Origin of the sequence: Pseudomonas lini, from assembly GCF_964063345.1 — a bacterium.
GTDB classification, from domain to species: Bacteria; Pseudomonadota; Gammaproteobacteria; order Pseudomonadales; family Pseudomonadaceae; genus Aquipseudomonas; species Aquipseudomonas lini_B.
Map to the genome: position 1 here is coordinate 2311730 of NZ_OZ061318.1, position 18433 is coordinate 2330162.

Below are 18433 nucleotides of genomic sequence, written 5' to 3' on the forward strand. Positions count from 1 at the left end.
CTTCAGACCAGAATCAGGTTATCGCGGTGAACCAGTTCCGGCTCCGCCATGTAACCCAGCAGACCGACAATCGCCTCAGACGACTGACCGATAATTTTTTGCGCTTCCAGAGCACTGTAGTTGGCCAGGCCACGGGCGATTTCACGACCGTCCGGCGCCACGCAGACCACCATTTCGCCACGACGGAAACTGCCTTGGACCAGTTTGACACCCACTGGCAGCAAACTTTTGTTGCCCTGGGACAACGCCGTCACCGCTCCCGCATCCAGCACCAGTGTGCCGCGGGTTTGCAGATGCCCGGCTAGCCATTGCTTGCGCGCCGCCAGCATGCCGCGCTCTGGCGACAATAAGGTGCCGATGCGCTCGCCTGCCTTGAGACGATCCAGCACTCGCTCAATGCGCCCACCGACAATGATGGTGTGCGCACCGGAACGCGCCGCCAGACGCGCAGCGCGCAACTTGGTCTGCATACCGCCACGACCCAGCGCACCGCCTGTGCTGCCAGCCACCGCATCCAGCGCCGGATCATCGGCACGCGCCTCGTAAATCAGATTCGCGTCAGGGTTGTTGCGCGGATCGGCATCGAACATGCCGTCGCGATCGGTGAGGATCACCAGCAAATCGGCTTCGACCAGGTTCGCCACCAGCGCCGCCAACGTGTCGTTGTCGCCGAAACGAATTTCGTCAGTGACCACGGTGTCGTTCTCGTTGATCACCGGGATCACCTTGAGCTCGACCAGCGCGCGCAGCGTACTGCGAGCGTTCAGGTAACGCTTGCGATCGGACAAATCGTCATGAGTCAGGAGAATCTGCGCGGTATGCCGGCCATGCTCGGCAAAGCTCGACTCCCAGGCTTGCACCAACCCCATCTGACCGATGGCGGCAGCGGCCTGCAACTCGTGCATTGCACTGGGTCGTACAGTCCAGCCCAGACGGCTCATGCCCGCCGCCACTGCCCCGGAGGACACCAGCACCAGCTCAACACCCGCCTCGTGCAGGGCAACCATCTGCTCGACCCAGACACCCATTGCCGCGCGATCCAGGCCTTTGCCGTCCGCCGTCAGCAAAGCGCTGCCGATCTTCACGACCCAACGCTGCGCACCTGTCACCTTGCTCCGCATCATCTTCAACCTTAGCTTGAGGACAGCACGACCCAGCGCTGCCCGTAACGTTATTCGTGACTACCGATTTCCAGATACTAAAACGCCGCTCCAGTGAGCGGCGCTTAAGTTTATCGCAACGAATCAGTCACGCACGTAAATGATTTCCGGACCGTCTTCGTCATCCACATCTTCTTCGTCCCAATCGTCGTCACCGATGTCATGGACCGACTTCACGCCGCTACGGCGCAGGGCACGCTGATCGTCCAGCGCCTGCAACTGGGCGCGCGCCTCATCTTCGATGCGCTGATCGAGCTCGGCCAGCTCTTCCTTGTAGGCCGGGTCGTTAGCCAGACGATCGGCACGATCTTCCAGGTAACGCATGATGTCATGGCAAAGACGCTCAGTGCCTTGCTTGGCGATAGCGGAGATCACGTAGACCGGACCGGTCCACTCCAGACGATCAACGATTTCCTTGACGCGAGCGTCGTGCTCTTCTTCAAGGATCTGGTCGCATTTGTTCAGCACCAGCCAGCGATCACGCTCAGCCAGGGACGGGCTGAACTTGGTCAGCTCGCTGACGATTACTTCAGCGGCATCCGGAGCACTGGTGTCATCCAGCGGCGCCATGTCGACGAGGTGCAGCAGCAGACGGGTACGCGACAAGTGCTTGAGGAAACGAATCCCCAGGCCCGCGCCGTCGGAAGCACCTTCGATCAGACCCGGAATGTCCGCCACCACGAAGCTCTTCCAGCGATCGACACTGACCACACCCAGGTTCGGCACCAGAGTGGTGAACGGGTAATCAGCGACTTTCGGCTTGGCGGCCGACACCGAACGGATAAAGGTACTTTTGCCCGCGTTCGGCAAACCCAGCAGACCCACGTCCGCCAGTACTTTCATCTCCAGCTTCAGGTCACGCTGTTCGCCCGGCTTGCCCGGCGTGGTCTGGCGCGGCGCACGGTTGGTACTGGATTTGAAACGGGTGTTGCCCAGACCGTGCCAGCCGCCATGAGCAACCAGCAATTTCTGACCAGCCTTGGTCAGGTCGCCGATCACTTCCTGGGTAGCAGAGTCGATCACAGTGGTGCCGACCGGCACGCGCAAGACCAACTCCTCACCTTTCTTGCCGGTGCAGTCAGTGCTGCCGCCGTTGGAGCCACGCTCGGCATCGAAGTGCCGGGTGTAACGGTAGTCCACCAGGGTATTGAGGTTTTCGTCGGCGATCATGTAGACCGAGCCGCCATCACCACCGTCACCGCCGTTCGGGCCGCCGTTTTCAATGAATTTTTCGCGACGGAAGCTCATGCAACCGTTGCCGCCGTCACCGGCCTTTACTCGAATCGATACTTCATCAACAAACTTCATAACAGAACGCCTCTCGCCATACGGACGAGCCGAAAAAATCTAGACATAAGACTCTTGCAAAAATGAGCGCAGCGACCTCAATCAACGACCGCAAAACCTGCGCCGGAGCCCATCACAAACAGCTTTGCAAGAGACTCACCCCACAAACGAAAAAGCCCCGTCGCAAGACAGGGCTTTTCCAGCAACCACGTAATTATGCCGCGACGACGTCAGTCTTCGGGACAATGCTTACGTAACGGCGATTGAAAGCGCCTTTTACTTCAAACTTGATCACGCCGTCGATTTTAGCAAACAGAGTGTGATCTTTGCCCATGCCAACGCCGTAGCCAGCGTGGAATTGGGTGCCGCGCTGACGCACGATGATGTTGCCCGGAATGATAACCTGGCCGCCATACATCTTCACGCCAAGGCGTTTGGCTTCTGAGTCGCGACCGTTACGGGTACTACCACCAGCTTTTTTGTGTGCCATGAGTCAATTCTCCTAGTGAGGAATTAGGCTGAAATTAAGCCTGAATACCGGTGATTTTGATCTCGGTGTACCACTGGCGGTGGCCCATACGCTTCATGTGGTGCTTACGACGACGGAACTTGATGATGCGGACTTTATCGTGACGACCTTGGGAGATCACTTCAGCCACAACGGTAGCGCCAGGAACAACTGGAGCGCCGATATTCACGTCGTCGCCATTGGCAACCAACAGAACGCGATCAAAAGTAACGGATTCGCCGGTAGCGATTTCCAGTTTTTCGATCTTCAGGTATTCACCTGGAGCAACTTTGTACTGCTTGCCACCAGTAACGATTACTGCATAAGACATGGTATTTCTCCGATAATCCTGCTCACCCAGCTCTTTATAAGAAGAGGTATTGGCTGGCATGGCTGCATAAGGCTGGAAGGCCTGTTTGCAATTGCGTAAGGCAGGTGCTGCCCAGGAAGTTCAGGGTGCGCGATTGTACGCAAGCTACCGGGCCGATGCAAGAGGCCGTCCATCGTGCCTTGACAGGCCCGGACGTGGGTCCTAGCATGCCGCGCAACCCTTCTGGAGCAACTGTCGCTGATGCAACCCCAAGCTTTCTACCGCGCGGTGGCGGACGATTTTAGCGCCGTCGACGGCATCATCAAGAAACAGCTGACTTCCCGAGTGCCGCTGGTATCGAAAATCGGCGACTACATTACCTCGGCTGGCGGTAAACGCCTGCGCCCATTGCTCGTGCTGCTGTGCGGCAAGGCACTCGGCCGCGAAGGCGATGACCTGCGCCTGTTGGCCGCGACCATCGAGTTCCTGCACACCGCCACCCTGCTGCACGACGACGTCGTCGACATGTCCGGCATGCGCCGTGGCCGCTCGACCGCCAACGCCATGTGGGGCAACGCGCCGAGCGTGCTGGTGGGCGACTTCCTGTATTCGCGTTCTTTCGAAATGATGGTCGAACTGGGCTCCATGCCGGTGATGAAGATCCTTTCGCAAGCCACGCGCATCATCGCTGAAGGCGAAGTGTTGCAGCTGTCGAAGGTCCGCGACGCCAGCACCACCGAAGAAACCTACATGGAAGTCATCCGCGGCAAAACCGCGATGCTCTTCGAAGCCTCGACCCACAGTGCCGCCGCCCTGGCCGGCGCCTCGCCGGAACAGAGCGAAGCACTGCGCACCTTCGGCGATCACCTGGGGGTGGCGTTCCAATTGGTCGACGACCTGCTGGATTACCGTGGCGACGCCGAAACCCTGGGCAAGAACGTCGGCGACGATCTGGCCGAAGGTAAACCGACGCTGCCGTTGATCTACACCATGCGCGAAGGCACTCCGGAGCAGGCCGCACTGGTGCGCAGGGCGATCCAGAAAGGTGGCATCGAAGACCTGGAAAGTATTCGCGAAGCCGTTGAAGCCTCCGGCTCGCTGGACTACACCGCGCAACTGGCCCGCGACTACGTGGCCCGTGCGATCAAGTGCCTCGACGCCCTGCCCGCCAGCGAATACCGCGATGCATTGGTGGAATTAAGCGAGTTTGCGGTAGCCCGTACGCACTGACACCCTCTTGCAAGGACCGGCTCCTGTGGGAGCTGGCTTGCCTGCGATGGCATCACTGCGGTGCATCTGAAACACCGGAGCGCCTGCATCGCGGGCAAGCCCGGCTCCCACAGGGTAGTGTTGTCCCCCTCCCCGCATAAAACCCTATATAATGTGCGCTTTTTAGCCATCCTGAATCCAAGGAGCTTTAGTGAGCACGTTGCCACCCTGCCCGAAATGCAATTCCGAATACACCTATGAAGACGGCGCACAGCTGATCTGCCCGGAGTGCGCCCACGAGTGGTCCGCCAGTGGCGAAGCCGAAGCGGCCTCCGATGACACCGTGAAAAAGGATTCGGTCGGCAATGTCCTGCAGGACGGCGATACCATCACCGTGATCAAGGACCTCAAGGTCAAAGGCACGTCGCTGGTGGTCAAGGTCGGCACCAAGGTCAAGAACATCCGCCTGTGCGATGGCGACCACGACATCGACTGCAAGATCGATGGCATCGGCCCGATGAAACTCAAATCCGAGTTCGTCAGAAAAGTCTGAATCTGCTGTATTCCATCCCGCGCCTGGCGTGGGATGGTGCTTCGCCCTTCCCGCATCACCCAGCATTCCCGCGCAGTAGCCAAACGCCAGTCGTTTTGGTGCTCAGCAATTTCCCTGCAGAAAAAAACACAAACCGCCAATAGGTCCTTGCTATTTGATGAATAAGAATTATTCTCATTGAAACCCATCAATGGAGATGAGACTCATGACTTATTTGATCGATGCCTGGCTGGACCGCCCACACCCTTACCTCAGAATCCTGCATCGGGAAACGGGGGAAGTCTGTGCAGTGCTTGAAGAAGAAGCCTTGAACGAGCTACAGGATCAGGGTGATCTGGACGTCAACGGCCTGAGTTCCAGCGAGCCGGTGGTACTCAAGGAACTGGTGCGCAATCTGTTTCTGTTCTGCTATGCCCGGGCATTGCGCCCGACAAATGAGCTGCACCACAAGATCGAAATATGAGTAGCACTGAAAGCCTCTGTAGGAGCGAAGCTTGCTCGCGAAGCAGGCGACTCAGTTTGAACTTGAAACCGAGTTGATGCTTTCGCGGGCAAGCCTCGCTCCTACAGGATCAAAGGCTTACCGGATTACAGAACGTCGAGCAGTTCGACGTCGAATACCAGTACGCTGTGCGGCGGAATGCTGCCAACGCCTTGAGCGCCGTAAGCCAGTTCGCTCGGCACGTACAGACGCCATTTGCTGCCGGCGTTCATCAGTTGCAGGGCTTCGGTCCAGCCAGCGATAACGCCGCCAACCGGGAATTCTGCAGGCTGACCGCGATCGTAGGAGCTGTCGAACACAGTGCCGTCGATCAGGGTGCCGTGGTAGTGAGTGCGCACTTGATCTTCACGGGTTGGCTTGGCGCCTTCACCTTGAGTCAGCACTTCGAATTGCAGGCCGGAAGCCAGAGTGGTGATGCCTTCGCGCTTGGCGTTTTCAGCCAGGAAAGCCAGGCCTTCACCAGCTGCGGCTTCAGCCTTGGCTGCTGCTTCGGCTTGCATGATTTCGCGGATCACCTTGAAGCTGGCGGACATTTCTTCCTGGCCCACACGGCTTGGCTTGCCGGCGAACGCGTCGGTCAGGCCAGCCAGGATTGCGTCCAGGCTAACGCCCGGTGGCGGGTTGTCACGCAGCTGGTCACCCAACTGACGGCCAATGCCGTAGCTGACGCGGGTTTCGTCGGTGGACAGATTTACTTCGGACATGACACTGCTCCGCTGTGCGGACGGCCCTGGAACTTGCCGTGCGTGCACAGCGCGTCCCGGAACGCGCCCGGAATCAAAAGGGCGAGCAGACTAGCACAGATGCCGTCACGTTTGAGCTGCGTCAGCGCTGTCACACAGAACGGAAGGTGCTCGGCACTTTCGGGCTTTCCTCGGCGCTGGCGCCGCACATTTCGTCATGAGCCGGGGTATGTACAACGTTGAATGACTTGGGACAGGCGTGAAGCACTTCACGCGCATGCTCGACCGAGCGCAGCTGCAATATCTCGCCATGGGCATCGAGCAGCGGATACGCCGCGCCATGCATCCGAGCTTCAAGCACGTAGAACACGCCTTCCATCGAGATCAGGTTCAGCTCATCGATCTTTCCGGCGACGGCATACGCATTCAATTCTTGCAAAGTCATGAGCGCACCTCACGCTGTGGCGAGCCAGGATCTCTACATGGATATGCCTCGACGGGCCAAAGTACAAGCTACAAACAACACCGCCCGTCTGTTTTGGCAACTCTGTGGGAGCGTGGCTTGCCCGCGATGGCATCACGTCGGCCTGACGATAAACCGCAGTGATGCCATCGCGGGCAAGCCACGCTCCCACAAGGATCAGTCAATCAATGCTTGGTCAGCTTGTCCAGATAACCCATGGCAAACGCCGACACCACGAAGGTCATGTGAATGACCACGTACCACTTCAAATGCTCGGGGTCGACGTTCTTGGCGTCCATGAAGATCCGTAGCAGGTGGATGGACGAAATCGCCACGATGGACGCCGCGACCTTCATCTTCAACGAAGACGAATCCATGGTGCCCAGCCAGTTGAGCTTTTCCTTGCTGTCGTCGATATCCAGCTGGGAAACGAAGTTCTCGTAGCCGGAGATCATCACCATCACCAGCAGGCCGCCCACCAGCGCCATGTCGATCAGCGACAGCAGTACCAGAATCAGATCCGACTCGGCCATCGAGAACACGTTAGGGATGACGTGGAAGACTTCCTGGAAGAATTTCAGTGCCAACGCCAGCAAGCCCAGGGACAAACCGAAATAGATCGGCGCCAGTAACCAGCGGGAGGCGTACATTGCATTTTCGATAAAGCGTTCCATTGAATCTCACACAAGGGGCTGGAAATGGCGGCGAGTATAACAGCCACCTGTTACACCCAGAAACCGTCGGAAAATCCGCAACCTGCGTGTGTGTGACAAAGTTTTTCTGCTAGTGTCCAGATCACTGACAGGTCAGCGACGTTGGACAGGAAGACTTGAAATGGATGTGCGATCACGTGTAACGAGTGCCGGACTTTGCCTCGCGTTGTTGCTCGGTGGTTGTTCACCCAGCGATGAGAAACGTCAGGTCAGCCTCGAAGAAAAAATCGCACAGTTCGAACAATCCCTGGAGACGATCAAGGATCCAAAACTCAAGGATGCCGTGGCCGAGCTAGGCGGTTCGCTGTTATTACTCGAGCGCGCGCAACTCAAGCTCGACACCAAACCAGCGGTCACCGAATACGGCGAAGACGCCCTCGCCGTGCTCAAGCACTACCCCACGCCCCAGGCGCTGGTCGACACCTACATCAACGGTCTGTTCGTGCTGCACAAGGAGTCCAGCTCGGATTACCTGACCGATCTGCAGCCGGTATTCCCCTTCAACTTCAACATTCCGGGCGCATTCCTTTTTCCTCATGGACTGGAATGGCAATCGGTGACCCTGAGCAACAAGCGCATCATCGCGTTCCAGCCGGAATGGTCGGAAACCGATCCCGGCATTCAGTTGAGCCCGTCGAGCTCCAACCTGACCAACCCCGATGATTTGACGGTGACCTACCCCTTCATCGAAGGCCTGGATGTGGATAAGAAGAGCCAGCCACAACCGGTGAGCCTGCAAGGCAAGGTGGAAGTCATCGCCCCGCACCGGCTCTACAGCTTCGATCTGACAAAAAAGGACGTCGGCCAGACTCGCACTAACGACAATCTCAGTGTCACCTTATTGAAACTGGGCAATAACTACGCCGAGATCGAATTCAGTAACAGCGCGCCGTGGGCCCCCGAGATACGTGACATATCTCTCAACCCACTGGTCGTTCAGGCCAGGGACGTCACCGGGCAATTCATCTCTCGCTCAGGGGCGATCAACGAAACCGCCGCGCAAATTGCGTTTTATCAAAAACAACTGGCGCAAATGCAACAGCAGAAGACCTGGAGCGAAGCGCTCGAAAAGCAGCTCGAGGACGAGCAACGTGCGTTTGAAAAGCAACAAACCCGGCATTACTCCAAGGTCTACTTCAACGGGCCCATCGATACCCTCGAAGTCAGCTTGCTGGACTTCTCGGCGGTGACGGTGACCCACAAGGACCTGAACCTGCCGATTCGCCGCTTCGACCCGCACACCACGGAAAAAACCATCCAGCCACTGACCTTGCCGATGGTGGTGTACGACGACCAGGCCGCGACCTGGCTCAAAGGCGCAACGCTGGGCGAGGAACAACTGAAAAAAAGCATCAGCATCAGTCAGTCGGTGGATGACCCGAGTGCCGCGCGCATCGAATTCGACCACCCCAGAAGCTTCAATGACGAACTGCTCGGCACCTCTTTCAATCCCGGTGAAAGCCCGGTGACGTTCTTTACCCAAGACCGCAATGGCCAGCGTGATGGGCCGATCGAGCTGCCGCCGGAGGCGTATCAGGTCGATCCGATACGCGGCGCCATCACCTATGATCTGAACCTGTTTCCGGAAACCCCGGCCTACGCCGTGGGCTCCATGCCGCAGTTCCTGGCGACTGTCGACCAGCAAACGTACGACGCCCGCCAATTGCCCAAAGGCCTTGAGCTCAAAGGGAATGCGTTGGTGGTGGATTTGAAGCTGTTTCCAGCCCAGGACTGGCGTTTTTTCGCCAAGGACGACAGCGGCAATTATCTGAAAGAAATTCTTTCGGTCACTCATGACGCGAGCGCGCAAGGCCCGGCGTTATTTGCAGTGCATTACTTCTATGGCCAGCCCACACGTCTGGAAACTTATCAGCGAACCAACCTCACCACTGTGCAGTATGGGTTCGAGGTCAAACTCGACAAGGCTGAGCCAGGCAACCTTGATCAATAGTCTGTTCAGTGCTCGGGCCGAAACTCCGGACCACTAAGGTTGCGGTAACGACCGCCATTGATCTCTCGCAACTGGGCTTGCAGATGCAGACACCAGATTTGCGGGTCGTCGGCCAGCTCGTAACCATGCAAGGTCAGACTTTCAACAATCGTGTCGAGGATCGATTCAGCCACGACAGGCCCACGGAACGGGCCTTGGGCCTTGATGGCAGAAGGCTGCTCGCCAGCCATTCCGGCGGCGAAGAGCAAGGTCCACATGCCCGTATCTCCCGCCAGCGGGCGGATGGCGCATTCGATACGGGTCACAAGACCCAGGCATTGACGGGTGAGGCAGAGGTTGCGCGACATGGCGGCGACCCTCGGTAGATCCGGTATTCAACCTCCACGGGAAGGCTGTCTCGATCCAGTGATTACTGTCGATATCCTTGAGCAGATAATAGAAGAAAAGTCTGGTTCGCACGCGAACCAAGACCAGAAGGTGCCGAGTGGTCACTGCGTGAATATTGACGCCATAATTGTGGCGAGGGGGCTTGCCCCCGTTGGGCCGCGAAGCGGCCCTTAAAACGGCTGAAGCGGTTTTTCAGAAAGACCGTATCAATCGATTTTACGACTGCTTCGCAGCCGAACGGGGCGGTGCGGCGTTCCGACAAGCCCCCTCGCCACAGGGAGCTTGCTTCTTTTAGCCGACTATCAGGCCGGTTTGATTTCCAGCATGGCTTCCTGCGCCAACTCTTTTTCGGCTTCCTTGAGGTCTTCCTCACTGATCATTTCCGCGATCACCCGTAAGCGTTCCACTACCCGCGCATTGATGCTGCCTTCAGGGAATTCGCCATTCTCATCCGGCGCACCGGCCGGCTCGCCTACCAACAGGCTCAGAGCCTCGTCGGCCTGGCGCACTGCGTAGACATGGAACTGCCCCGCCCGCACCGCCGCCAGTACCTTCTCGTCGAGCATTAGCGTGGCGACGTTGGCCTGAGGAATGATCGCCCCTTGCTCCCCCGTCAGACCACGCGCTTCGCAGAGTCGGAAGAAACCTTCGATCTTCTCGTTGACCCCACCCACCGCCTGCACTTCACCGAACTGGTTGATCGAACCGGTAATCGCAAAGCACTGCTTGAGAGGGGTTTTCGACAAGGCCGAGATCAGCGTGCACGCTTCGCCAAGAGACGCGCTGTCACCGTCGACATAACCGTAGGACTGCTCCAGGGCGATGCTCGCGGAAATCGCCAACGGGAATTCCTGGGCATAACGGCTGCCCAGATACCCGGTGAGGATCATCACGCCTTTGGAGTGGATCGGCTGGCCGAGGTTGACCTCACGCTCGATGTCGACGATGCCACTGCCGCCCGGATAAACCGTGGCGGAAATTCGCGCCGGAACGCCGAAAGCCGAATCGCCGACTTCCAGTACCGTCAGTCCGTTGCACTTGCCGACAGCCGCACCATCGGTGTCGATCAGAATGATCCCGGCCAGCATGTCATCGAGAATCCGCGCCGAAACGCGCCCGGTACGGGTGGCCTTGGCCTTGAGCGCACGCTCGATGTGCCCGGCGTCGGTCATGTCGTCGCCCGCCAGGTCACGAATGAAATCCGCCTCGCTGACCAGTTGGAACAAATCGCCGATCCGCGCCGACAATCGCCCCTGGTGTTCTGCCAGACGCGCGCTGTAAGTCGCCAGACGCGCCACCGCATCGGCGGTCAGCGGCGCCATGCCTTCCTCGGACGTACGGGTTTTGAGCAACTGGGCGAACTGCTCCAGGCTCTCGTCGACCATCGGGATGTCTTCGTCGAAATCCACCAGGACACGGAACATCTCCTGGAAGTCCGGATCGAGGTCTTGCAACGTGTAGTAGAGCTGCCGGGCGCCGATGATAACGACTTTGACCTGCAACGGAATGTGTTGCGGAGTAAGGGTCACAGTGGCGAAACGGCCCATCTCGCCCAGCGGCGATTCCATTTTCAGTTTGCGCGATTGCAGCGCGCGTTTGAGCGCATCCCACACGAAAGGCTCGCTGAGCATTTTTTCCGCTTCAAGAATCAAGAAGCCGCCGTTGGCCCGGTGCAGCGCACCCGGTCGCAGCTGCCGATAGGTGGTGTAGAGCGCGCCCTGATCGGTGGTGTACTCGATGCGGCCAAACAAGTTTTCGTAAGTCGGGTGCGGCTCAAAGACCACTGGCGCGCCGCCGCTGAACGGATGACCGACCACCAGGCTCGGGGCGTATTGCTCTTCGAGCAATTTGCGGGCGATGGCGTCGGTCTTGCTGTCGTCCACCAGTTGCTCGACCACCGTCTTGAGCAGGTAAACCTGCATCGCTTGCAGGTAGCCGCAAACGCCTGCGTTTTCCGCGTACTTTTCCGACAGCGGCGCGAGCAATGGCTGCAAGGCCAGGGTAATGGTTTCTTCGTTGAGCTGACGCAGTTGATTGCTCGACTCGCGCTTCCATTGCGGCAGGCTGGCGAGCTCTTCGTTCAAGCGCTCTTCCAGCCCGGAAATATCGTCATGAAAGCGTTCGCGCTCGGCTTCCGGCAACTGGGCGAATTCCGCCTCATCCAGTGCCTTGCCTTCGCTCATCGGCGTGAAAGCGATGTTGCTGCTGTCGCGGTAGAGCGCGACCTCTTTCTCCAGCGCCAGACGCTCGATCACATCCAGTGCACGGTCATAACGCTGGTTGAAAGCGCGGTCGATGGCGCTTTTCTTCTGCTGATAGGACGGGTGCTCGAACACGGCCGGAAAGGTCGCCAGCAGGTTGTCGATCAAACCGTTGATATCACCGATGAAGGCACCGGCGGTGCCCGACGGCAACTCCAACGCACGAGGCTCGCGCGGCTCATCGAAATTATTGACATAGACCCAGTCCGCCGGGGTCTGCAGGCGTTTGCCTTCGGCCTTGAGGTAGCGTTTGACGAACGAAAACCGGCCGGTGCCGGGTTCGCCCATGACGAATACGTTGTAACCGGGGCGTGGCATGGCCACACCGAACTGCAAGGCTTCGACCGCGCGTTCCTGGCCAAGCACACCGCGGAAGGGCTCCAGATCATTGGTGGTAGAGAAGCTGAACTGTTCAGCGGAAAACGGACGGGTCAGCGCTTCAGGCGCTAGACGCAAGCTGGCAGCAACAGGATCAGGCATCGGGCTTCCTTACATCAGGCGGGGCAGATAGCGGCATTCTGGCGCTGCCCGTACCTCACTGGCAAGGCGCGCCGATAGCCAAAGCTCAGACAAACCCTCAGCCTCGGGCCGAGCGGCTCAAAATCAGGCTTTTCAACGAATGTTTCGCAAAAAGTAACGGAACCCCCGGAACGTGCCTAAACTCCAAACTGCGCGGCTGGAACGAATAACCGGCCCACTGGCACGATCAGGGTTTGGACGAAAACTCGCGCAGGCAGTTTACGTACAGAGCCTGGGGCCAGCACCCTTGTCCATTGGAATGCACACAAAGAGAACATAGCTATGAAACGGATTCTTCTCGGTACTCTCTTCACCGCTGTATCCATCAACGCCATGGCACAGGCGCCAGGCGGTCCGGACTGCGGTTGGGGCAACATGCTGTTCGAAGGTCAGCGTGGCACCCCGGCACACTTCCTGGCATCCACCACCAACGGCACTTCCGGTAACGCAACGTTCGGTATGACCTCCGGCACCAACGGCTGCTCGACCAATGCGTCGCTGACCTATGGCGGCAAATCCTGGATCGCCATGAATGGCATGATGAACGAGCTGTCCGAAGACATGGCTAAAGGTCAGGGCGAAGCGCTGACCACTTACGCCGTGGTACTGGGCGTGGCGCCGGAAGACCGTGCACACTTCGCCGCTGTGACTCATCAGCACTTCCAGCAGATCTTCAGCAAAGCTGACGTGACCGCTGATGACGTGCATACCAACACCCTGGCCGTGCTGAAAAGCGACCCTCGTCTGGCCAAGTACGCCACTCAAGCTTAAGCTCGACCGACCCGCTCTCGTTGGGGAGCGGGTTTTATTTTTTGAACCTGGCCCTTTTGGCCTGCCCCTTTGGGTCTTTGTTTCTTTCGGCTTAAGTTGCTCACTATGCTCAAACGCCTTGCCTGGCTGGCGCTCTGTGTCTGCGCCCCGCTGTCCGCCGCGCCACACATCGACAATCAACGTTTGCAGCAACTGGCCAACGACCCCTTCTGGATTTCCCTGGGGCATTACGAAACCGCCAAGCTCGGTGGCTGGCGCAGCTATGTCAGCGACAAGAAATTCTTTCTCGCCCCCGATGGCAACGAACATCCCGACCGCGAACTGGCGGCGACCGTGCAGGCACTGTATGCCCCGACCAGTGCCGGCGAGCAGCATGCCCAATGCGTCTATCCGGCCCGCACCCGCTGGCTCAAGGCGCAACTTGAGCTGAGCGATCTGCCGACGCCGGACTGTGCTGAGTTCAAGCAATGGTTCAAGGATGTTTCGCCCCACAGCGCGGTGATGATTTTCCCGGCGGCCTACCTGAACAGCCCATCGTCGATGTTTGGCCACACCTTGCTGCGCATCGATCAGGCCAATGTGCAGAGCGACAAGACGTCGCTGCTCAGCTACGCGATCAACTTCGGCGCCTACATCGAAGGTTCGGACAACAGCATTCTGTACGCCTGGAAAGGCTTGATGGGCGGTTATCCCGGGCTGTTTGCGCTGGTGCCGTATCAGGAAAAACTCTCGGAATACCGCAGCCTCGAGAACCGCGACCTGTGGGAATACCGCCTGAACCTGACCCAACAGGAAACCGAGCGCATGGTCGAGCACGTCTGGGAACTCAAGCAGATCCAGTTCGACTACTTCTTCTTCGACGAAAACTGCTCCTACCGCCTGCTTGAACTGCTTCAAGTGGCGCGGCCGAGCCTGCATTTGACCGAGCAATTCCCGTTGACGGCCATCCCCACCGACACGGTCAAAGCGGTGAAAGAAGCCGGGCTGGTGGAATCGATCGAGTATCGCCCGTCCCGTGAGCGCGAACTGCTAAGCCGTGCCGAGCCATTAACCTCCGAAGAGCAGGAGTGGGTGCTGAAAGTCAGCGCCGATCAGAAGCAATTGCAGGACCCGGCGTTCAAGGCTCAGCCTCGCGACCGTCAGGCGTTGATCATCGATGCGGCTTATCGCCTGGAGCGTTATCGCGCCAATGGTCAGGAGCGTGACCCGCAACGGGCCCAACGCAGTTTCGAATTGCTACGCGCAATCAATCAAAACCCGCCCCCGGAGCTGAAAATTCCGCAACCTGGCTTGCCCGAGGACGGTCACGAGTCCCGCACCTGGCAGGCCGGCATCGGCACCCGGGGCGATAAAGCCTTCGGCGAATATGGCCTGCGGATGGCCTATCACGACCTCAATGACAACATGGAAAGCTTCCCCCTCGGCGCGCAAATCGAAATTCTGCAGATGAAGCTGCGTCAATACGAAGGCAATGACTGGCAGTTGCAGCAACTGGACCTGGCGACCATCCGCTCGCTGACGCCTCGCAATGAATTGTTGCAGCCGCTGTCGTGGCAAGTCACCGGCGGCCTGGAGCGCGTACCGGGCAAGCATGATGATGAAACCCTGGTCAGCCATGTCAACGGCGGTGGCGGCGGGACCTGGCAACTGGGCGACGACATGCTCGGTTTCGCCTTGGGCACCGTGCGTGTGGAGCATAACAACGACTTCGCGGGCTTCATCGCTCCGGCGGCAGGCTTCAACAGCGGCCTGCTGTGGAAAAACCCGCTGGGCAACTTCAGCCTGGAAGCCAAGGGTGATTACTTCACCAATGGCGAAGTGCGCCGAAGTGTGAGCCTGAATCAGCAATGGGAATTGTCGCGCAATCTGGGTGTGCGCCTGAGTGCCCAGCGTGAATTCAGCCACCTGGCGTCACCCGAAAACGAAGTGATGCTTGAGGTGAAGTGGTATCACTATTGATCTGCCCCCTGTGGGAGCGAGCCTGCTCGCGATGAGGCCATCACATTCAACATCCATACTGCCTGTTCCACCGCCATCGCGAGCAGGCTCGCTCCCACAAGGGATCTGCGCAACCCGACAGATTAATCACAAGCCTTTCACATACACCCGACAAATCCGCTTCTAGACTTCCCTTACAGGCCGTCAATGGCCCTGGAGTCCGAGATGTGGCGTTGCGTGGGTGTGTTGGGTTTTTTGGTAGTGATCACGGGGTGCCAGTCGACCCACGAGGATCTGATCGCCAAGGGCTATCCGCCGGCGTTCGCTGATGGCTTCGATGACGGTTGCAGCAGTGGCCGGCAAGCAGCCGGGGCGATCACCGGCGAGTTTCGCAAGAATGTCCCGCGTTACCTCAAGGACAAGCAATACGCCGAAGGCTGGATCGATGGCTTCCGTCAGTGCCAGGCCATGCGTGAAAACGAGGATCGTAACGAGTACAAGGACCGCCATTGGGACGAGCGCGAACGGGCCTGGCAACAAGAGAAAGACAGGGACGCCGCGCGAGCCTATCGCTCGCAATAAGTCGTTTACAGACATTCGTCGAAACTTAAAGCCTGCGACCATGGCCCAAACCCTATAACGGGAGAACAGCATGAGTCGCGCCTTCGTCAATGAAGATAACGCCGCCGCGCAAGCCGATCAGCCAGTCGAACGGCAGGTCAGCGCGCAGCCCAATTACGTCACGCCAGTGGGCCTGGCGCAGCTTCAGGCGAAAGTCGCCGAACTGCAAAAACTGCTTGATGAGGAAAGCGCCAAAGGCGAACTGGCCGACAAGCAGCGCCAGGCCGACCTCGATCGCGACTGGCGCTACTTCAAGCAGCGCCTGCAAAGTGCCCAGGTCGTTGCGCAGGCCTCCTCGGCCGATAAAGTGCAGATCGGCAACTGGGTGACCTTTGCCGATGAAGACGATCATCAGCAGCGTGTGCAATTGGTCGGAGAAGACCAGGCGGATGCCGCCCATGGCTTGATCAATTGGAGCTCGCCGCTGGGGCGGGCGTTGCTCGGAGCGCAGATGGGTGATGAAGTACTCTGGAAGCGACCGGCGGGGGATTTGGTGATTGAGGTTTTGACCATAGAGATCGGGTGAATTCGATGACGCCTTCGCGGGCAAGCCCGCTCCCACAAGGGCTCTCGAACGCTCTCAAAATCCGAGCCTGAAACAGATCCCTGTGGGAGCGGGCTTGCCCGCGATAGCCACGACTCGGTCTTCCTGAAACCCATAAAAAACGGAGCCCCGAAGGCTCCGTTTTTTATCCAGCCAACCCGAAATCAGGCCAGTTTCTTGTGCCGTACGCGGTGCGGCTGGGAAGCCGCTTCGCCGAGGCGTTTCTTGCGATCGGCTTCGTACTCGGTGTAGTTGCCTTCGAAGAACACCGCTTGCGAGTCGTCTTCGTACGCCAGGATGTGAGTCGCGACGCGGTCAAGGAACCACCGATCGTGAGAGATCACAATGGCGGCGCCCGGGAAGTCCAGCAAGGCTTCTTCCAGGGAACGCAGGGTTTCAACGTCGAGGTCGTTGGACGGTTCGTCGAGCAGCAGGACGTTGCCGCCCTCTTTCAGGGTCAGGGCCAGGTGCAAGCGACCGCGCTCACCACCGGACAGGTCCTTGACGAACTTCTGCTGATCGCCGCCCTTGAAGTTGAAGCGACCCACGTAGGTGCGCGACGGGATCTCGTAGTTGCCGATGCGAATCTGATCGGAACCCTCGGAGATCTGCTGGAACACAGTCTTGCTGCCGTCCAGGTCTTCACGGCTCTGATCGACGCACGCCAGTTGCACGGTTTCGCCGACTTCGATGGAGCCCGAATCCGGTGTTTCCTTGCCCATCAGCATGCGGAACAGGGTCGATTTACCAGCACCGTTACCGCCGATCACGCCGACGATGGCGCCTTTAGGCATGGAGAACGACAGGTTGTCGATCAGCACGCGATCGCCGTAGCCCTTGCTGACGTTCTTGAACTCGATGACCTTGTCGCCCAGGCGCGGACCGGCCGGGATGTAGATCTCGTTGGTTTCGCTGCGCTTCTGGAATTCCTGCGATTGCATTTCTTCGAAGCGTTGCAGACGAGCCTTGGATTTGGACTGGCGGGCCTTGGCGCCTTTGCGCACCCACTCCAGCTCTTCCTTCATGGCCTTTTCGTGAGCCGATTGCTGCTTGGATTCGGCCGCCAGACGATCGGACTTGGCTTCAAGCCAACCCGAATAGTTGCCCTCGTACGGGATACCGGCGCCGCGGTCGAGCTCGAGGATCCAGCCAGCGACGTTGTCCAGGAAGTAACGGTCGTGCGTGATCGCAACCACGGTGCCCGGGAAATCGTGCAGGAAGTGCTCCAGCCAGGCGACGGAATCGGCGTCCAGGTGGTTGGTTGGTTCGTCGAGCAGCAGCATGTCTGGTGCTGACAGCAGCAGGCGGCACAGGGCCACACGACGCTTTTCACCACCGGACAGGAATTCGACCTTGGCATCCCACGCTGGCAGACGCAGCGCATCGGCGGCGACTTCCAGTTGGCGATCCAGGTTGTGACCGTCGCTGGCTTGCAGGATGGATTCAAGCTTGGCCTGTTCAGCGGCCAGTTTGTCAAAGTCTGCATCCGGTTCAGCGTAGGCCGCGTAAACCTCGTCCAGGCGCGCCTGAGCGTCCTTGATCACGCTGACCGCTTCCTCGACCACTTCACGAACGGTTTTGGTCGGGTCCAGGATCGGTTCTTGCGGCAGGTAGCCAATGTTCAGGTCCGGCATCGGACGGGCTTCACCGTCGAACTCGGTATCGACGCCAGCCATGATTTTCAGCAGCGTGGACTTACCCGAACCGTTGAGACCGAGTACGCCGATTTTGGCGCCAGGGAAGAACGACAGCGAAATGTTTTTCAGGATTTCCCGCTTCGGCGGAACAACTTTGCCCAGCCGATGCATGGTGAAGACGTATTGAGCCATGGAGAACCTTGGGTCAGTGACTGATGAATGATTGGAGCGCAGGCGATGCCCGGCCAGGCCATGCGCGTCGTTCGTTTGATGGGTATCAAAGCGTGCGCGCTGAAAAAACCTTTCTAGGAGCTGGAACGCTCCCGCGTAACCGGCAAAGCTACCTTATTGATAGAAGGCAGTCCAGCCGAGTGGGGCTGGCACTTCGCCAGAACTCAAGGCATGCTAGCCGCCCT

At 58.7% G+C, this 18433-nt stretch carries 18 protein-coding genes; 8 read left to right on the forward strand and 10 right to left on the reverse strand.

All coding sequences use genetic code 11. The features are described 5' to 3' along the window. Positions 1–2 precede the first annotated feature (2 nt). The 4 genes from proB to rplU all read right to left on the reverse strand — a co-directional run bounded on the left by proB (position 3) and on the right by rplU (position 3286). Positions 3–1121: a glutamate 5-kinase gene (proB, locus tag AB3226_RS10385; protein ID WP_367375781.1), complete on the reverse strand. Its 1119-nt coding sequence runs from the start codon at positions 1119–1121 to the stop codon at positions 3–5. Positions 1122–1244: 123 nt separating this feature from the next. Then, on the reverse strand, positions 1245–2468 hold the full coding sequence (cgtA, locus tag AB3226_RS10390; protein ID WP_223485909.1) for an Obg family GTPase CgtA: 1224 nt from the start codon (positions 2466–2468) through the stop codon (positions 1245–1247). A gap of 193 nt (positions 2469–2661) precedes the next feature. Next, positions 2662–2937 carry a 50S ribosomal protein L27 gene (gene rpmA, locus AB3226_RS10395; RefSeq protein ID WP_007943982.1) on the reverse strand — a complete coding sequence of 92 codons (276 nt, stop codon included), beginning with the start codon at positions 2935–2937 and terminating at the stop codon, positions 2662–2664. A gap of 34 nt (positions 2938–2971) precedes the next feature. Next, on the reverse strand, positions 2972–3286 hold the full coding sequence (gene rplU / locus AB3226_RS10400) for a 50S ribosomal protein L21 (protein WP_007901869.1): 315 nt from the start codon (positions 3284–3286) through the stop codon (positions 2972–2974). A 240-nt stretch (positions 3287–3526) separates the two neighbouring features. Here rplU and AB3226_RS10405 point away from each other — a divergent pair, with 240 nt between their 5' ends. From AB3226_RS10405 to AB3226_RS10415, 3 genes are all read left to right on the forward strand, one after another. Further along, the gene (locus AB3226_RS10405; RefSeq protein ID WP_008008687.1) at positions 3527–4495 is read left to right on the forward strand and encodes a polyprenyl synthetase family protein; all 969 of its coding nucleotides are present in this window, start codon (positions 3527–3529) and stop codon (positions 4493–4495) included. Positions 4496–4685: 190 nt separating this feature from the next. Continuing rightward, positions 4686–5027, forward strand: a complete 342-nt coding sequence (locus AB3226_RS10410; protein ID WP_010467527.1) for a zinc ribbon domain-containing protein YjdM — start codon at positions 4686–4688, stop codon at positions 5025–5027. 205 nt (positions 5028–5232) lie between these two features. Further along, entirely contained in the window at positions 5233–5490 is a 258-nt protein-coding gene (locus AB3226_RS10415) for a hypothetical protein (protein ID WP_095055691.1), read from the forward strand. A gap of 125 nt (positions 5491–5615) precedes the next feature. Here AB3226_RS10415 and AB3226_RS10420 read toward each other — a convergent pair whose 3' ends face one another. The 3 genes from AB3226_RS10420 to AB3226_RS10430 all read right to left on the reverse strand — a co-directional run bounded on the left by AB3226_RS10420 (position 5616) and on the right by AB3226_RS10430 (position 7349). Further along, the gene (locus AB3226_RS10420) at positions 5616–6233 is read right to left on the reverse strand and encodes an FKBP-type peptidyl-prolyl cis-trans isomerase (protein ID WP_007901858.1); all 618 of its coding nucleotides are present in this window, start codon (positions 6231–6233) and stop codon (positions 5616–5618) included. Positions 6234–6363: 130 nt separating this feature from the next. After that, complete coding sequence (locus AB3226_RS10425; RefSeq protein WP_367373011.1) at positions 6364–6657, reverse strand: DUF6482 family protein; 294 nt, start codon at positions 6655–6657, stop codon at positions 6364–6366. A 203-nt stretch (positions 6658–6860) separates the two neighbouring features. Continuing rightward, complete coding sequence (locus AB3226_RS10430) at positions 6861–7349, reverse strand: TIGR00645 family protein (RefSeq protein WP_007901849.1); 489 nt, start codon at positions 7347–7349, stop codon at positions 6861–6863. Positions 7350–7509: 160 nt separating this feature from the next. On the opposite strand from AB3226_RS10430, the gene AB3226_RS10435 reads away from it, so the two are divergent. Then, a complete protein-coding gene (locus tag AB3226_RS10435) occupies positions 7510–9339 on the forward strand; it encodes a hypothetical protein (RefSeq protein ID WP_367373012.1) in 1830 nt (609 codons plus the stop codon). Positions 9340–9344: 5 nt separating this feature from the next. Here the strand turns inward: AB3226_RS10435 and AB3226_RS10440 are convergent, their stop codons facing one another. Next, positions 9345–9686, reverse strand: coding sequence for a hypothetical protein (locus tag AB3226_RS10440; RefSeq protein ID WP_007901845.1), 342 nt, complete (start codon positions 9684–9686; stop codon positions 9345–9347). Positions 9687–10028: 342 nt separating this feature from the next. After that, complete coding sequence (locus tag AB3226_RS10445) at positions 10029–12467, reverse strand: Lon protease family protein (protein WP_367373013.1); 2439 nt, start codon at positions 12465–12467, stop codon at positions 10029–10031. Positions 12468–12788: 321 nt separating this feature from the next. Between AB3226_RS10445 and AB3226_RS10450 the strand changes: the two genes are divergently transcribed. The 4 genes from AB3226_RS10450 (at position 12789) to AB3226_RS10465 (ending at position 16362) form a co-directional block, all read left to right on the forward strand. Beyond that, on the forward strand, positions 12789–13277 hold the full coding sequence (locus tag AB3226_RS10450) for a DUF3015 domain-containing protein (RefSeq protein WP_007901840.1): 489 nt from the start codon (positions 12789–12791) through the stop codon (positions 13275–13277). 105 nt (positions 13278–13382) lie between these two features. Then, positions 13383–15236: a DUF4105 domain-containing protein gene (locus tag AB3226_RS10455; RefSeq protein ID WP_367373014.1), complete on the forward strand. Its 1854-nt coding sequence runs from the start codon at positions 13383–13385 to the stop codon at positions 15234–15236. A gap of 204 nt (positions 15237–15440) precedes the next feature. Continuing rightward, positions 15441–15797 carry a hypothetical protein gene (locus AB3226_RS10460; protein WP_367373015.1) on the forward strand — a complete coding sequence of 119 codons (357 nt, stop codon included), beginning with the start codon at positions 15441–15443 and terminating at the stop codon, positions 15795–15797. Between the two features lie 70 nt (positions 15798–15867). Continuing rightward, positions 15868–16362: a GreA/GreB family elongation factor gene (locus AB3226_RS10465; RefSeq protein ID WP_367373016.1), complete on the forward strand. Its 495-nt coding sequence runs from the start codon at positions 15868–15870 to the stop codon at positions 16360–16362. Between the two features lie 182 nt (positions 16363–16544). On the opposite strand, the gene ettA is transcribed toward AB3226_RS10465, so the two are convergent. Continuing rightward, on the reverse strand, positions 16545–18209 hold the full coding sequence (ettA, locus tag AB3226_RS10470) for an energy-dependent translational throttle protein EttA (protein ID WP_367373017.1): 1665 nt from the start codon (positions 18207–18209) through the stop codon (positions 16545–16547). Positions 18210–18433 lie beyond the last annotated feature (224 nt).

Bases quoted from the DNA above. Each gene is read 5' to 3' on its own strand.
- proB (WP_367375781.1), bottom strand. From the start codon at position 1,121: ATGCGGAGCAAGGTGACAGGTGCGCAGCGTTGGGTCGTGAAGATCGGC.
- cgtA (WP_223485909.1), bottom strand. From the start codon at position 2,468: ATGAAGTTTGTTGATGAAGTATCGATTCGAGTAAAGGCCGGTGACGGC.
- rpmA (WP_007943982.1), bottom strand. From the start codon at position 2,937: ATGGCACACAAAAAAGCTGGTGGTAGTACCCGTAACGGTCGCGACTCA.
- rplU (WP_007901869.1), bottom strand. From the start codon at position 3,286: ATGTCTTATGCAGTAATCGTTACTGGTGGCAAGCAGTACAAAGTTGCT.
- AB3226_RS10405 (WP_008008687.1), top strand. From the start codon at position 3,527: ATGCAACCCCAAGCTTTCTACCGCGCGGTGGCGGACGATTTTAGCGCC.
- AB3226_RS10415 (WP_095055691.1), top strand. From the start codon at position 5,233: ATGACTTATTTGATCGATGCCTGGCTGGACCGCCCACACCCTTACCTC.
- AB3226_RS10420 (WP_007901858.1), bottom strand. From the start codon at position 6,233: ATGTCCGAAGTAAATCTGTCCACCGACGAAACCCGCGTCAGCTACGGC.
- AB3226_RS10425 (WP_367373011.1), bottom strand. From the start codon at position 6,657: ATGACTTTGCAAGAATTGAATGCGTATGCCGTCGCCGGAAAGATCGAT.
- AB3226_RS10430 (WP_007901849.1), bottom strand. From the start codon at position 7,349: ATGGAACGCTTTATCGAAAATGCAATGTACGCCTCCCGCTGGTTACTG.
- AB3226_RS10435 (WP_367373012.1), top strand. From the start codon at position 7,510: ATGGATGTGCGATCACGTGTAACGAGTGCCGGACTTTGCCTCGCGTTG.
- AB3226_RS10440 (WP_007901845.1), bottom strand. From the start codon at position 9,686: ATGTCGCGCAACCTCTGCCTCACCCGTCAATGCCTGGGTCTTGTGACC.
- AB3226_RS10445 (WP_367373013.1), bottom strand. From the start codon at position 12,467: ATGCCTGATCCTGTTGCTGCCAGCTTGCGTCTAGCGCCTGAAGCGCTG.
- AB3226_RS10450 (WP_007901840.1), top strand. From the start codon at position 12,789: ATGAAACGGATTCTTCTCGGTACTCTCTTCACCGCTGTATCCATCAAC.
- AB3226_RS10455 (WP_367373014.1), top strand. From the start codon at position 13,383: ATGCTCAAACGCCTTGCCTGGCTGGCGCTCTGTGTCTGCGCCCCGCTG.
- AB3226_RS10460 (WP_367373015.1), top strand. From the start codon at position 15,441: ATGTGGCGTTGCGTGGGTGTGTTGGGTTTTTTGGTAGTGATCACGGGG.
- AB3226_RS10465 (WP_367373016.1), top strand. From the start codon at position 15,868: ATGAGTCGCGCCTTCGTCAATGAAGATAACGCCGCCGCGCAAGCCGAT.
- ettA (WP_367373017.1), bottom strand. From the start codon at position 18,209: ATGGCTCAATACGTCTTCACCATGCATCGGCTGGGCAAAGTTGTTCCG.